The sequence below is a fragment of the Arcobacter sp. L genome, assembly GCF_000284235.1.
Classification (GTDB): Bacteria; Campylobacterota; Campylobacteria; order Campylobacterales; family Arcobacteraceae; genus Aliarcobacter; species Aliarcobacter defluvii.
Window position 1 is genome coordinate 1,678,893 of sequence record NC_017192.1, and the last position, 14,848, is coordinate 1,693,740.

The window sequence follows — 14,848 nt, forward strand, 5'->3', positions numbered from 1 at the left end:
TAATCAAAACAGTATTGGACAAAAATGAGTGAAAATAATAATATATTTATAAATTTAAGTGATGTTATAAATAATACTATTGAAGGTATTTTAGTAATTGAAGAAGGTTTTATAAAAAATATCAATCATTCTTTACTTGAAATTTTAGGATATGAAAATAAAGAAGAATTGATTGATAAATTAGCCACAGGGATATTAATCCCAACATCAAAAGAAAAATTTATAAAATATAATGAAAAACTTTTTCAAGAAATCTCTTTAATCACAAAAGATGGAAATATTATCCCTGTAATTATTAAAATCAAAAATGTACAATATAAAGATAAAGAATATAAAATGGTTTTTATTTTAGATTTAAGTGAATTAAAAGAGAAAGAAAAAATGGTAATTCGCCAATCTAAACTTTCTGCAATGGGAGAAATGCTTTCTATGATTGCTCATCAGTGGAGACAACCTTTATCAACAATATCAACTATGATTACTAGAATAAAATTAAAAAATGAAATAAACAAACTTGATAAAATTTTTTTAGATACTATTTTAAATGATATAAATAAATATATTCAATATATGTCCACAACAATAGATGATTTTAGAAATTTTTTTACAATTGATTCTAAAAAAGAATTAATAACTCTAAATGAAATAGTTATAATTACTCATAAAATGCTTGAAAAAACTTTTTTATCTCAAAATATAAAAATTGAAATAAAAGATAAAAAACTTTCAAAATTAAATCTTCCAAAAAATGAATTAATTCAAATAATATTAAATATATTAAATAATTCAAAAGATGCTATTTTAGAAAAAAATATAGAAAATCCTTTGATAAGTATTTCTTTTAATCAAAATAAAAAAGAACAAAAAATTTTTATAGAAGACAATGCTGGAGGAATTGATGAAAATATAATATCAAAAATCTTTAATCCATATTTTTCAACAAAAAATAAAAAGAATGGTTCTGGATTAGGACTTTATATTTGTAAAAATATTTTAGAAAAGGATAATTTAGGTGATATTTTTGTAGAAAATAAAAAAAATGGTGTCTTATTTACTATCATAATAAATAGAAATTAATACTATTTATAAAGGAATAGTTATTATAAAATTAGCACCGTTATACTCTTTTTTATTATAAATAAAATTTTCATTTACTGCAATTATTTTACCATTGAAATGTTTTTCTATAATCTCTTTTGACATAAAAAGTCCTATTCCAGTACCTTTATCAGAACCTTTTGTTGTAAAATATGGATCAAAAATCTTTTCTAAAATTGTTGGTTCTATTCCATTTGCATTATCTTTTAATGAAATATAAGCTTCATTTTTTTCTTTTTTAATAGTTATAAATATAAATCTTTCTTCATAAGGTAATTTTTCTAATTCATCTCTTGCATTATTTAAAATATTTATAAAAACTTGAACTAATTCATTTTCAAAACCAAAAACAAAAACATCATCACAATCTTCAATAACTTGAATAGATCTACTTGTAAATCTTGAAGTTGTAAGCTTTAAAGTTTTATGAATAATTTCTTTTACATTGAATTTATCTTTTATTTTATCAATTTTATAAAAATCTCTAAAATCATCAATAGTATTTGATAAAAATTGTGTACTATTCATAATATTTTCTATAGCTTCATCTAAAATTTCATCAGTTAAAGTGTGATACTCTTTATTTAATTTTATTCCACTTGCACTTGTGCTAATAAAACTTAAAGGTTGTCTCCATTGATGCGCTATATTTTCAATCATTTCACCCATTGAAGCCATTTTTGATTGTTGAAAAAGCATATTATCTTTTTGCCTATTTTGTTCTACTTCTTCTTCTATCTCTTTTTTTAAATTATCATTTAATTTTTTTAATTCATAAGTTTTTTCTACAACTTTTTTTTCAAGATTTTTATTTAATAAAGTTAATTTACTATCCATTAACTCAAGTTTTACAATATCTTTTTCTAATTCTCTATTAGAAATTTCTAATTGTTTTTCATCTTTTTCTATCTTATCTAACATATTATTTATATCTTTTGCTAAAACACCTAATTCATCTTTTCTTGAAATATCAGCTCTTTGATTTCTTGTTCCTGTTGCGGTTTGTTTAGCAATTTTCATCAAAGTATATAAATCTTTTGTTATATTTTTCGCTAAAAAGTATGCAAAGATATACCCAACAATTATTGCAATATTAATAAAAAACAATCCTTCTTTAAAAATTTCTTCTATATTTTGAGAGTTTATATTTTGATTTAAAGCAACTCTAACCCAGCCGATATGTTGATTTTCTCTAAAAACAGGAGAAATATAGTCTAAAATTTTATTATTTTGAATAAGCATTTTTGATTCAATCTTTTTTGAATCAAAAAAATCTGTACTTAATTTATCAGATAGATACAAATTTATTTTTTCTTCTTGAGTATGAGCTAAAATTTTTCCATTTTTATTTATAATCATCGCATATTCTAAATTTGGATATTTTGAGATTGAAGAGATTAACTCTTCTAAACCAACATAATCATTTGATAAAATCCAAGATACAGAGTTTCTCACAATCATTTTTGTTAAACTTGTAACTTGTTCATTACTTTGATTTTTTAAAAATTCTTTTTGTTCACTAATCAAATCATAAACAAAAATACTCATCAAAAATACATGAGTAAGAGTAACAGTTATTATCAATCTTCTTTTAATAGAATGGCTATAAAAAGCTTTTATTTTATCTATCATTTTATTACTCTTATATCTTTTTCAAACTTATTTATAAAATCTTTTACTTCATCATAAGTTTCACTATTTGCTTTTTCAAAATGTGTTAAATTGATTTTTTTAAGTATTAACATACCTTTGCTATCTAAATGCATGTTAAATAATAAATTACCAATTCTATTTATCAATTCTTCGGGAACATCATTTCGTGCAACTAAACCATTATTTGGTAAACTTTTAGTTTCCCATAATACCTTCAATTCATTTGCAATATTTGGTCTATCTTTTTTAAAAATTTCCCAAGGTTGAGTCCACGTTGCTCCTAAATCTGTTGCTTTTAAATAAACACTCATTATAGCAGATTCTTGAGAACCAACATAAATGTTCTTTAAATCTTTATTTATATCTATTCCATTTTCATATAAAAAATATTGAGGTAACATAGTTGCAGCGAGTGCAGTTGAAGCAGGATAACTAATCTTTTTATCTTTTAAATCTTTAAAATCTATTATATTGCTATCTTTTCTTACAATAATTATCCCTTTAAATTTTTCATCATCTGCCATCTTTCCAAAAATTTTGTAACCATAATCTAAAGATTTTAATGTTTGATAAGGATTTGGTAAAGCAAAGGCAAAATGTCTTAAAGATAATTTTTCATTGAAAGAGTCATAATTTCTCGAAGCTTCTAGCTGAATAGTTATATCTTTTAAATTTTCATTTAAATAATCCACTAAAGGTTGATATACTTCAAATAAATGCTTTGGATTATGTAAAGGATGAACACCTAAAATATAAATTTTTTTATCTAATACTTTATTTTTCTGATAAGTTGGAGAATAGTTATTTGACGTATCCTCACATCCATTAAAAAAAAATAAAATTACTATAAAGACTATTATATTTAATTTTTTCATATTAAGGATTATTATATAGTAATTTTAAGAAAAAGTAAAAAATCAAATAGTATTTAAAATATATCCTCTATTTGAAAAATTTCTAATAAATGTATCATCTGTTTTTTCTCTTAAATGATTAATTACATTTCGTAAAGAATAGATAGAAAAAACTTTTCCTTTCCAAACTATTGAAGAAATCTCTTCATAAGTAACTAAACTATTAGGATTTTCAGCCAATAATTTAACTAACTTTTTTTCTGTTCTTGTAAGTTTTATAATCTTTTTACCCTGAAATAACTCTTCTCTTGTTAAATCAAAATAATATCCATTTTCAAATTGCACTTTTTTATTACTATCTAAAAAATTTAAACAAAGTTCAATTGTATTAAATAAAAAATCTTTATTTATTGGTTTTTTTAAAATAGAATAAACATTGATTATTTTATACAAAGATAAATCATCTTCACTAACATCTTCTTTCAATAAAATTATAGGTATATTAAAATTATAAGATTTTGTTAATTTAAATACATCCAAAAACTTTTTTAAATCATTTTTACTATTATCAAAAATAATTACATCAAAACTATTAATATCACTATTTAATAAATAAAATTTATTGTTCTCAAAAAAATTTAGTTTAAAGTTTGAATTAACCTTTTTTTTCAACTCATTTATAAAAATTATATCATCGCTGATTACTAATATTGATTTATTTTTTTTATCATTTGTATCTATAAATATTGTATCCATTTAGCAAAAATCCTTATTAAATTAATTATATTAAGTATTTTAATAGAAAATGGTATTATAAAGGTATCATTTTTATTATTTTTTATTTTCTAGAAGCTCTATATATGCAGATATATAGCCTTTTAAATTATTATTTAAAAGGCTACAAAGATTATTTTATAAATTCAACTACTTCATCAAAAGCTAATCTCATTTGACTAGATTGTGGATTTATTCTATATCCAAAAGGTAAAACTAAAGATAATTGATATTTTTTAGTATCAAGTCCTAAAATTTCTTCAACTTTTGCTTTATCAAATCCTTCAATAGGACAAGAATCTATTCCTTTAATTGCAGCTGCTGTCATCATATTTGCAGCTGCAAATGCTGTTTGTTTAGCTGTCCAAGCAAAAACATTTTCATCACTATCTAAAACTTTTGTAACTGTTAAATGGTCTTTATATAATTTATTATAAAAATCTTTTTTCTCTTGAGGCATTTCACGTCTTCCAAATCTTAAAGCAGGTATCCCAGATTCTGGTTTTACACTTTCAATTCCAGCTAAAACAACAACTAAATGAGAACAAGTTGTAATTTGTGGTTGATCCCAACAAGCAGGTCTTAATTTTGCTTTTAACTCTTCATTTGTGATAACTAAAAACTTCCAAGCTTCCATACCAAAAGAACTCGGACTTTTTCTTCCTGCTTCTAAAATAAATTTCATATCCTCATCACTAATTTTTTTAGTCTCATCAAAAATCTTACAAGCATGTCTAAAATCCATAGCTTCCATAAATGTTTTTTCCATAATTATCCTTTTAAATTAAATTTTGTTTGGCTTTTAATCGCTCTAATTTACTTTTTGTATTAAATAATACAACAGCAACAAATGATAAAGTACATCCCATAATTGTCGATAAAGCAATATTCTCATTATATGCAAAATAGCTTGAAACTATCGCTCCTATGGGAACTATAAACATAAATACTCCTGTGTTATGGGCTCCAATTTTTGCAGCTGATACAAAAAAAAGTGTCATTGCAAAAGTCCCTGAAAAAACTCCAATATAAATAATATTTAACCAAAATACATAATCATACGATGCAAAAGCAAAAGGATGATAAGGTAAAGCAAAAATCATATTTATAAATCCAGTAATCCCAAAAACAACTAAAGTATAAAACATCGGGTCTGCTCTTTTTGATGCTTTTTGTGAAAATATTGTAACCATAGCCCATACTACAGCACAAGCTAAAAAATATGAACTATTTACATTTAAAAAAGCAAATCCTTCTGAAGGAACACGAAGTAAAACTAATGCACCAAAAATTCCAATTCCAAGTGCAAAAATCTGTTTTGCTGATACTTGGGTTTTAAAAATTATAATTGATAATATATATGTAATTATTGGAGCAATTGAGGTTACCATTGTTCCTCCATAACCAGCTGCTCCATGAGATAATCCTTTGAAAAACAGATAATTAAATATAGCACTTAAAATTCCAGCACCTATCATATAAATTAATCCTATTTTATCTGTTTTTAAAACCGTTTTCATATATAAAATAACAGGAATTATCGTTAAAAAAGAGATTGCATATCTCCAAAATGTGGCAACTTCTGGATTCGAATGTTCTGTTGCTGCTTTTCCTGAAGTCCATGCAATTCCCCAAATTATCATAGCTATAAACATACCAATAAAATATTTGGTATTACTTTTTTGAATCATTTTATCTACTTTCTATTATATAAATGCTCTTTGATAAGAGACATTTATTTTCTCTTTTTCTTTAAATTCATTTGCTGCATAAAAAACAAAATTTGGATTTCTAAGTAACTCTCTACCATATGCAACAAAATCACAAGAACTATTTTTAAGTAAATATTCTCCTTCAATTGCTGTTGTAATTAACCCAACTGCAATTACTGGAATATTCACTTTTTCTTTTATTTTTTTTGCCCAAGAAGATTGATATAAAGGTTGAATTATTGGAGCATTATTAGGTTTCTCTAAATTTCCACCACTTGATACATGAATTGCATCAATTCCAATTTTTTCTAATTCTTTTGATAAATAAATAGAATCTTCTATATTCCAACCACCATTCATCCACTCATCAGCACTAATTCTAACAATCAAAGGCAAATCTAATTTTTGTTTTATCTCATGGGCTATTTCTAAAACTAATCTACATCTATTTTCTAAAGTTCCACCATAAATATCTGTTCTATTATTTGAAATTGGTGATAAAAACTCACATAATAAATAGCCATGAGCTGCATGAAGTTCAATAGCATCATAATCTGCCTCTTTTGCTCTAAAAGCTGCATTTATAAATAATTTTTTAATATTTTTTATCTCTTCTATTGAAACTTCTTTAGGAATTTTAAATGGAGCCTCTTTTGAAAAAGCAATTGAACTTGGAGCAATAGGAGTTGAATCAATAACAGTTGACTTTCTTCCTGCATGAGCAATTTGAATTGCAGTTTTAGCACCAAAAGAGTGTATATCTTTATTTAATTGTTTATGTTTTTCTATCAAAGAATCATCCCAAAGACCTAAGTCATTTGAAGAGATTCTTCCTTTTGGCTCTATTGCAGTTGCTTCAACTATAATAAACCCTACTCCACCTAAAGCTCTTGATACATAGTGATATTTATGAAAATCTTTTATTTCTCCACTATTATCACTTTTATACATACACATAGGTGGCATAACAACTCTATTTTTTAACTCTAATGCTCCAATATTTCCACTTTTTAATAATAAGCTCATAAAAAATCCTTTTTAGATTTCTAATTTTTCTAGTTTATTGATTGTTAAACCATCTATTTTATTTTCGGTTTTAGATACAAATTTTTTAAAATGCTCTTTTGTTTCATGTAAAGATAAAAGTTCTTGATTTTCCCAAGTTTCAACAAAAGTAAAACTATCTTCATCGCTTAAATCTTTATGTAAATCGTATTGAATACAACCTTCATCAAATTCATGAGTTGCTTTATGAAGTTTTAAAAGTTCATTGTAAACTTCATCTTTAAAACCTTTTTTTGCTTTAATAGTTGCAACTATTACAATATTTTTCATATTTTTTTCCTATAAAAAATTCTCTTTTAAAACTGATTCAAATTTTTCTAACTCTTTAGCTAAATCTAAATCACCTTTAAAAATATCATGAACAGAATAAGTTTTAAGTGGTTCTAATCCACAAAATTCAAAAGTTTTATGAGTTGCAACATGAGCTTGGTCTAAAGATAAACCATCAAAAAAACCTTTTGGATTGTCAAATTCACTTAATGGACAATTATAAGTTACACTTAACATATATTTTTTACCTTTTAATAATCCTCCCGTTCCATAAGTTTTACTTGCATCACTTCTACTTCTTCCATCACTTTCATAGTGTCTTCCTTGAGTAAATGTTTCATCAAAATATTTTTTTGCAATCCAAGGTACACCCATCCAATAAACTGGATATTGAAATAAAACATAATCAGCCCATTCAAATTTTTCACACTCTTCTTCTACTTCATAACCTTTTTCCATATAAGTATATTTTACTTCAAATCCATTTTTAGAAAAAAAATCTTTTGCTTTTTCTATATAATGATTAGTTAATTCACCATTAGCTGGACCTTTATAATATTGATGCCCATTTAAAATTAAAACTTTTTTCATAATTTGCTCCTTTAATTTTGAAAATTATATTTACAACAAACTTAATATATGCTTACTTTACTTTAGGTAAGTAATGGAAATTAATTTTCTTTATGTTATAATTCAAACTGCAAATTTAAGGATTTTAATTATGTATTATATAAATGATAAAGAATATAGATGTTCAGTTGCTGTAACACTGGATATTTTCAATGATAGATGGAAGTTAGCAATTATTTGGCACTTACTTGATGGAGAAAAAAGATTTAAAGAATTACATGAAATAATAAGTGAAATAACTCAAAAAACTTTAACAATAAAACTAAAAGAACTAGAAGAAAAAAATATTATTCATAGGGAATGTTTTGCTAGTGTTCCACCAAAAGTTGTGTATAGTTTAACTCCTTGTGGAGAAAAATTAAGACCTGTTTTAGAAGAGATGCATCAATGGGGAATTGATTATGTAAAAGAATTTGGAAAAGTTACATCTGATAATCCTTGTCAAAATACTTTTTGTGACTAAAAGATGGAAAATTTTATTTTAATTATTTTAGCAATGTCTATTGGTTATATAATTAATAGATTAAACATCTTTTCCAAAGATGCTCCTATGATTTTAAATCAATTTTTAATCTATATTTCTCTTCCAGCGATGATTTTATTACAAATACCAAAATTAGATATTTCTATTGAAGCAATTATTCCTATCATAATATCATGGACAGTTATGACATTAAGTGCAGTAATAATTTTGTTCTTATCTAAAATATTTAATTTTTCAAAAGAAGTAACAGGTTGCCTTATGCTTGTAGCAGTTTTAGGAAATACTTCATTTATTGGTATTCCTATAATTACTTCTTATATGGGAGAAAGTTCTATTCCTTATATTTTAGTTTATGACCAATTAGGAAATTTTATTGCACTTGCAATTTATGGTACTTTTATAGCAAGTTTCTATTCTAGTAATAGTAAAGTTACTTTTAGATTGATTACATTCAAAGTTTTAACTTTTCCACCATTTATTGCTTTAATGGTTGGTTTATTATTAATTGGAACAGAATTTAATCAAGTTACAATAAAAGTTTTAAGTGCTTTTTCTAGTACGATTGTTCCTCTTGCTTTAGTTGCAGTTGGACTTCAACTTCAACTAAAATTACAAAAAGAAGAGATAAAACCTTTTAGTATCGCACTTATTGTAAAACTTTTCATTGCACCTATTATTGCAATTATTATTTGTAAAACATTTGATTGGCATAATACAGCATCAATTGTATCAATTATGGAAGCTGCAATGCCAACTATGATAACAGCAGGTGCTATAGCATCTATGGCTGGACTTGCCCCAAAATTAAGTTCTGCAATTGTAGGATATGGAACAATTATCTCATTATTTACAACAGGAATTTTTTATACTCTCATAAAATAAGATAAAGTTACTCTAAAAAGTAAAATTGTGAAGTAATTTATAAATTACTTCACACATTCTTAATATAAAAAAGATACAATACGCAAAATTTTTATATTAGGAAACCTTATGTTTGATTTAACTAAAAAAATGTTAATCAGTTCTCTTATCCTAACTTGTAGTTTAAATGCTGCAACAAAAGAAGTATCAAAAGCTGAAATAGCTCAAATGGAACAATTAGAACTATTTAAAAGAGCAAATATACAAATAACAAAAGCTTTTGATGTTGGAAGTATTTATATTTTAAGCATCAAAGTTCAAGGGAACAATGATGAAATTTATTTAACAAAAGATAAAAAACTTATTCTTTCAGGTGATGTTATTGATGTAAATAATGGAATGAAAGTATCTGCACCAGTTGATTTAACAGGAGTTAGAGGAAAAGAAGCTTTTGTTTATGGAACAGGAAAAGAAGAGTACTTTTTATTTACAGATCCAGAATGTCCATATTGTAAAAAATTAGAATCATATTTACCACAAATAAAAGATAAAGTTAAAATTAGAGTGTTTTATTATCCTTTAGAATCACATGAAAATGCAAAAGATTTATCTTTATATATTATGAATAAAAAAACAACAAATGAAAAAATTGATGCTATGTTTGATGCAAGTGAAAATTTAGATAAAGTAAAAAATTCAAAATATACACAAACTCAACTTGCTAAACTTGAAAAACATTTAGAAGAACAAATTCAAATTGGATTAAATTTAAATGTTCAAGGAACACCAACAATTTTTGATAAAAATGGTAATAATATTGTTTGGGTTAATATGCTAGAAAAATATGGAATTGAAGTAAGATAAGTATTAAAAATACTTATCTTAAAAAAAGAACTTAACTAAAAAATATCCTCCAACCATTAACCAAATAAATAAAATCAATGATAAATAAAGTGGTTTTATTCCTGTATTTTTAAACTTATCATAACTTGTTTCCATTCCTAAAGCAGTCATTGCCATAGTTAAAGCAAAAGTGTCAAAATAATTTATACTTTTTATTATATTTTCTTCCAAAAGTTCCAAAGAATTAAATCCAACTACTACTATAAAAAATATTGCAAACCAAGGAATTACTATTCTTGATTTCTCTTTTTTTGTATGAAAATTTGTTTTAATCAACCAAAATGATAATAAAATCAAAAATGGAACTAAAAATATAACTCTTATCATCTTTTCAATAATTGCATTTGTTGATACAACTTCACCTAAAGCATTTCCAGCTGCAACAACATGTGCTACTTCATGAAGTGTTGCTCCTATATAAACTCCCATTTGAGAACTTGTAAAAAGAAAAACTCCTAACTTATCTAAAAATGGATATAAAAACATTCCAATTGTTCCAAAAATCACCACAAAAGATACAGCAACAGCACTTTTATAAGCTTCATTTTTCAAAACACTTTGAGTTGCCATAACAGCTGCTGCTCCACAAATCGAACTTCCTGCACTACATAAAATAGTTAACTCTTTATCCATTTTTAAAACTTTTGTTCCTATAAAATATCCAAAAATAAAAGTAAAAAAAACAACACAAAAAGCTATTAAAATCCCATTTATTCCAACTTCTTGAAGATTTTGAAAAGTAAGTCTAAATCCATATAAAATAATTCCAAATCTTAAAATATATTTTGTAGAAAAAATTATTCCACTTTGCCAAGGATTTGGAAGTTTATGTTTTAAAGTATTTGCATAAAAAATTCCAAGAATAATACCAATAATAAGAGGACTAATTCCTAATTTTTTAAAAAATTCAGCTTCTGCTATAATTGTTGCAATTAATGCAAAAATACCTACAAATAAAACACCATAAAAAGTATTTATAATACTTTTATTATTAGTTTTCATAATAAAACTCCTTTAATTGTAGAAGTATAACTCTAATCTTTTAATTTGTAAAATATATTATTTTTAATATAATGATTAATATTTTTAATAAGGAAAAATATGACATTAAAAGAGTTAAATTTTTTTTATAAATTAAGTGAAAATCCTCAAGTTACACAAGTTGCAAGTGAATTAAATATAAGTCAATCAGCAATCTCTTTAGCTATAAAATCACTTGAAAGTAGCCTAAATGAACAACTTTTTGATAGAATTGGTAAAAAGCTGATATTAAACGAAAAAGGAAAATATTTTAAAGAAAAAACTCTTTCTCATTATCTAGCACTTATTGATGCAACAACTATTTTTCAAGAAAATAAGCTAGCTGGAAATATAAAAATAGCTGCAAGTAAAACTATTTCAAACTATATTATGCCAAATGTCTATTATAATTTTTTATCAAAATATAAAGATGTAAAACTAGATATATTGACAATAAACTCAAGTAAAATCATAGAAAATATTTTAAAATCTCAACTTGATATTGGACTTATTGAAGTAGATACACAAAATAGTAGCTTAATAAAAGAAAAATTAGGAAATGATGAATTAATAGTTGTTACAAGTGATAAAAACTACAAAAAAGAAGCTTTTATTGATACAATTGAGAAAAAATGGATTTTAAGGGAAATTGGAAGTGGAACAAGAGAAATATTTATACATAAAATTGGTGAAATTGCAAAAGAATTAGATATTTTTATGCAACTTCAAGATTTTGAAGAGATAAAAACAATTGTTTTAAATAATCCTGATACAGTAACAGCAATTTCAAAAGTGATTGTTCAAAAAGAGTTAGAAGAAAAAAAACTCTTCGAAATAAAACTAAAAAATTTAGAGTTAAAAAGAGAGTTTTATTTGATTTATCATAAAGAAAAATCAAAAAATCTACTTTTTGAAACTTTTATATCTTTTATAAAAGAACAATTTAGAAATCAAATTTAATCATTTTTATTAGAGATACAAATTTGATTTCTTCCACTATTTTTTGCTTTATACAATGCTAAATCTACTTGAATCAATAAATCATCTATGTTTGTACATTTGCAAGCAGATGTAATACCAAAAGAAGCTGCAAAATTAAAAGAAATTTCTTCATTTACAATAATTTTTTCATTTAAAATTGCTGTTTGTAATCTCTTTGCAACATTTAAAGCTTCTGAAATATTAGTTTGAGGTAAAATGATAGCAAATTCTTCTCCACCTATACGCCCAATTAAATCAACATCCCTTAAAATCAATCGACTAATTTTTGCTAAATTCTGAAGAACTAAATCTCCTATACTATGCCCATATTTGTCATTTATTTGTTTAAAATGATCAATATCAAACATTATCAAAGAGAGTTCACCACCATATCTATGATAACGAGATAATTCAAGTTCTGCTTGTTCTATAAAATATCTTCGATTAGGTAAATCTGTAAGATAGTCAAAATATGCTCTATGCTCAAGTTCTAATCTTGTATTTCTATTTTCTATTGCAATAGAAGCTAAGTTTGCAGCAAAATTAATACGTTCCATATCACTAGAATTTGGAATTGAAGGTTTTGAGTGATAAATTGCAAATGTACCTAATAATTTACCAGTTGAAGACATAATTGGTTCAGACCAACAAGATGCTAATCCAGCACGTAAAGCTAAACTTTTATATGGTTGCCAATATTTATGAGTGCTTATATCATCTGCAATTACACGTGTTTTAAGATAAGCAGCAGAACCACAAGAACCAACTCCTTCTGCAATTTTAACGCCATTTACAGCTTTATTATAAAAATCAGGTAAATTTGGTGCAGCACCTAAAATCAAATGTTTTTCATCTTTATCAAGTAATAAAACGCTACAAAAAGAACCAGGATCTTCATATTCCATATTTTTAACGATTGTATTTAAAATATCTGATAAAGATGTATTTTTAGCTACCATTTCTAACATGGAGTCATGTATATGATTTCTTAGTTCACTTTTCCAATGTTGAGTTATATCATTAAAATTAACAAGTCTTTTATTTCCAATCCAAGACACTCTTACAAATACCCGTCGTTCACTTCCATCTTTACATCTTATTGTAACTTCTAAATCAGGGACTAAAATTCCTGTTTGTTTAGAAATAACAACTTCTTTATGCCAAGGTTCAATAACCTCTTTTTTATATTTTATATCAGGATAAGCTTTTTCATACCAAACTTGAACAGTAGGTATATCATCAATCGTATAACCAAAAAGTTTTATAAATTGATGGTTAAGATATTTTATATTACCATCTTCATCTGACCAAGCAATACCAATTGGAGAGAAATCTAAAATATTTTTTAACTCACTTTTTTCTTCTGTGCTTTTATTTAAATTATCTTCTAATTTTGTTTCTCGAAATTTAAGTAAAGCATTATTTGCAAGCATTTTGGCCATTTGAACAATACAATTCATTAAAGACTCTATTTGCTCTTTTTTAATAATAGGAATACTATTTATTGCTTCAAGATATTTGATTTTATCGTAATTAAATTTTTCTGCTTGTTGAGTAAAAAATAGTTTACTTGGAGTCTTATCTAAAAATTCTCCTAAAATAAGAGTTGCTAAATGATGATTTTCTACAACTATTGGAGTTGAATAATACATAAGTCCATTTTTACAAAAAGAGTAAGGTTTTTTTCCATCAATAAACTCTTTTAATAAATCACTCTCAAAATTAGTTTTATAAAACTGAGAACAAGCTTTTGTTAAACCAAATTGAGAAATGATTTTATTACCTGAATCAAGTAGAGTATTTGGAATTTTAGTCGCTTTATAAAAACTTTCAAGTAACTGCTTAAAATCAACAATATCAATTAAATCACTGAATTTATAATCTTCAATACTAATTTGTACACTCACGTCTAAAATTCCTATTTTATGTTATAGGATATATTGTAGTATATTCTTTCTTTTACTTATCTTCCATAATATGAAATTAAAGAAGCTTTAGCAAGCGTATGAGAATTTAAATAAAACCCCACTAGTGCAGGATTTGCATTTTTATCTAATCCTAAAGTTTCTATATCAAGTGCATGTACAGTAAATACATATCTATGTGCTTTATCTCCAACAGGAGGACAAGCACCACCAAAACCACTTTTACCATAATCAGTTATACTTTGGATTGCATTTTTTGATTCACTATTTCCAAAACCAGTTGGTAATGTAAATTTATCTTTTGATATATCAAAAACTATCCAATGCCACCATCCAGAACCAGTTGGTGCATCAGGATCATAAGCAGTAATTGCAAAAGATTTTGTACCCTTTGGAGCATCTTTCCATGAAAGTTCAGGAGATATATTTTCTCCTGTACATCCAAAACCATTAAATACTTGTTTTGATGTTAATTGTCCTTGTAAATCAGAACTACTTAATGTAAAATTTTGTGCAAAAATCATACTTGCACTAAAAAATATTGATAATGCTATTTTCTTCATAATTTTCTCCTTTTAATTTTCATAGTATATATTATTAAAAAAAATTATTCTATTA

Annotated in this window: 16 protein-coding genes; 5 read left to right on the forward strand and 11 right to left on the reverse strand. The window is 24.9% G+C overall.

Annotated features, from left to right (window positions below; all coding sequences use genetic code 11):
- Positions 1-24 precede the first annotated feature (24 nt).
- Positions 25-1,077 carry a PAS domain-containing sensor histidine kinase gene (locus ABLL_RS08370; RefSeq protein WP_014474357.1) on the forward strand — a complete coding sequence of 351 codons (1,053 nt, stop codon included), beginning with the start codon at positions 25-27 and terminating at the stop codon, positions 1,075-1,077.
- 6 nt (positions 1,078-1,083) lie between these two features.
- On the opposite strand, the gene ABLL_RS14715 is transcribed toward ABLL_RS08370, so the two are convergent.
- The 8 genes from ABLL_RS14715 to ABLL_RS08410 all read right to left on the reverse strand — a co-directional run bounded on the left by ABLL_RS14715 (position 1,084) and on the right by ABLL_RS08410 (position 8,017).
- Positions 1,084-2,730: an ATP-binding protein gene (locus tag ABLL_RS14715; protein ID WP_014474358.1), complete on the reverse strand. Its 1,647-nt coding sequence runs from the start codon at positions 2,728-2,730 to the stop codon at positions 1,084-1,086.
- The gene (locus ABLL_RS08380; RefSeq protein WP_014474359.1) at positions 2,727-3,626 is read right to left on the reverse strand and encodes a phosphate/phosphite/phosphonate ABC transporter substrate-binding protein; all 900 of its coding nucleotides are present in this window, start codon (positions 3,624-3,626) and stop codon (positions 2,727-2,729) included. The genes ABLL_RS14715 and ABLL_RS08380 overlap by 4 nt, the downstream gene beginning before the upstream one ends.
- A gap of 42 nt (positions 3,627-3,668) precedes the next feature.
- On the reverse strand, positions 3,669-4,361 hold the full coding sequence (locus ABLL_RS14720; RefSeq protein WP_014474360.1) for a helix-turn-helix domain-containing protein: 693 nt from the start codon (positions 4,359-4,361) through the stop codon (positions 3,669-3,671).
- 151 nt (positions 4,362-4,512) lie between these two features.
- On the reverse strand, positions 4,513-5,148 hold the full coding sequence (locus ABLL_RS08390; protein ID WP_014474361.1) for an NAD(P)H-dependent oxidoreductase: 636 nt from the start codon (positions 5,146-5,148) through the stop codon (positions 4,513-4,515).
- Positions 5,149-5,158: 10 nt separating this feature from the next.
- Positions 5,159-6,070 carry a DMT family transporter gene (locus tag ABLL_RS08395; RefSeq protein ID WP_014474362.1) on the reverse strand — a complete coding sequence of 304 codons (912 nt, stop codon included), beginning with the start codon at positions 6,068-6,070 and terminating at the stop codon, positions 5,159-5,161.
- A gap of 15 nt (positions 6,071-6,085) precedes the next feature.
- Positions 6,086-7,117 (reverse strand): NADH:flavin oxidoreductase/NADH oxidase, encoded by a 1,032-nt coding sequence (locus tag ABLL_RS08400; protein ID WP_014474363.1) that lies wholly within the window; start codon positions 7,115-7,117, stop codon positions 6,086-6,088.
- Between the two features lie 12 nt (positions 7,118-7,129).
- Entirely contained in the window at positions 7,130-7,426 is a 297-nt protein-coding gene (locus ABLL_RS08405) for a putative quinol monooxygenase (RefSeq protein ID WP_014474364.1), read from the reverse strand.
- Between the two features lie 9 nt (positions 7,427-7,435).
- The gene (locus tag ABLL_RS08410) at positions 7,436-8,017 is read right to left on the reverse strand and encodes an NAD(P)H-dependent oxidoreductase (RefSeq protein ID WP_014474365.1); all 582 of its coding nucleotides are present in this window, start codon (positions 8,015-8,017) and stop codon (positions 7,436-7,438) included.
- A gap of 130 nt (positions 8,018-8,147) precedes the next feature.
- Between ABLL_RS08410 and ABLL_RS08415 the strand changes: the two genes are divergently transcribed.
- From ABLL_RS08415 to ABLL_RS08425, 3 genes are all read left to right on the forward strand, one after another.
- Positions 8,148-8,519: a helix-turn-helix domain-containing protein gene (locus ABLL_RS08415; protein WP_014474366.1), complete on the forward strand. Its 372-nt coding sequence runs from the start codon at positions 8,148-8,150 to the stop codon at positions 8,517-8,519.
- Between the two features lie 3 nt (positions 8,520-8,522).
- Positions 8,523-9,422 carry an AEC family transporter gene (locus tag ABLL_RS08420; protein ID WP_014474367.1) on the forward strand — a complete coding sequence of 300 codons (900 nt, stop codon included), beginning with the start codon at positions 8,523-8,525 and terminating at the stop codon, positions 9,420-9,422.
- A 108-nt stretch (positions 9,423-9,530) separates the two neighbouring features.
- Positions 9,531-10,265 carry a DsbC family protein gene (locus ABLL_RS08425; protein ID WP_014474368.1) on the forward strand — a complete coding sequence of 245 codons (735 nt, stop codon included), beginning with the start codon at positions 9,531-9,533 and terminating at the stop codon, positions 10,263-10,265.
- Between the two features lie 18 nt (positions 10,266-10,283).
- Here the strand turns inward: ABLL_RS08425 and ABLL_RS08430 are convergent, their stop codons facing one another.
- Positions 10,284-11,306: a YeiH family protein gene (locus ABLL_RS08430; RefSeq protein WP_014474369.1), complete on the reverse strand. Its 1,023-nt coding sequence runs from the start codon at positions 11,304-11,306 to the stop codon at positions 10,284-10,286.
- A gap of 99 nt (positions 11,307-11,405) precedes the next feature.
- Between ABLL_RS08430 and ABLL_RS08435 the strand changes: the two genes are divergently transcribed.
- Positions 11,406-12,284 (forward strand): LysR substrate-binding domain-containing protein, encoded by an 879-nt coding sequence (locus ABLL_RS08435; protein ID WP_014474370.1) that lies wholly within the window; start codon positions 11,406-11,408, stop codon positions 12,282-12,284.
- Here the strand turns inward: ABLL_RS08435 and ABLL_RS08440 are convergent.
- Both ABLL_RS08440 and ABLL_RS08445 read right to left on the reverse strand, forming a co-directional pair.
- The gene (locus ABLL_RS08440; protein WP_014474371.1) at positions 12,281-14,212 is read right to left on the reverse strand and encodes a diguanylate cyclase; all 1,932 of its coding nucleotides are present in this window, start codon (positions 14,210-14,212) and stop codon (positions 12,281-12,283) included. The genes ABLL_RS08435 and ABLL_RS08440 overlap by 4 nt on opposite strands.
- 56 nt (positions 14,213-14,268) lie before the next feature.
- Entirely contained in the window at positions 14,269-14,793 is a 525-nt protein-coding gene (locus ABLL_RS08445) for a YbhB/YbcL family Raf kinase inhibitor-like protein (protein WP_014474372.1), read from the reverse strand.
- Positions 14,794-14,848 lie beyond the last annotated feature (55 nt).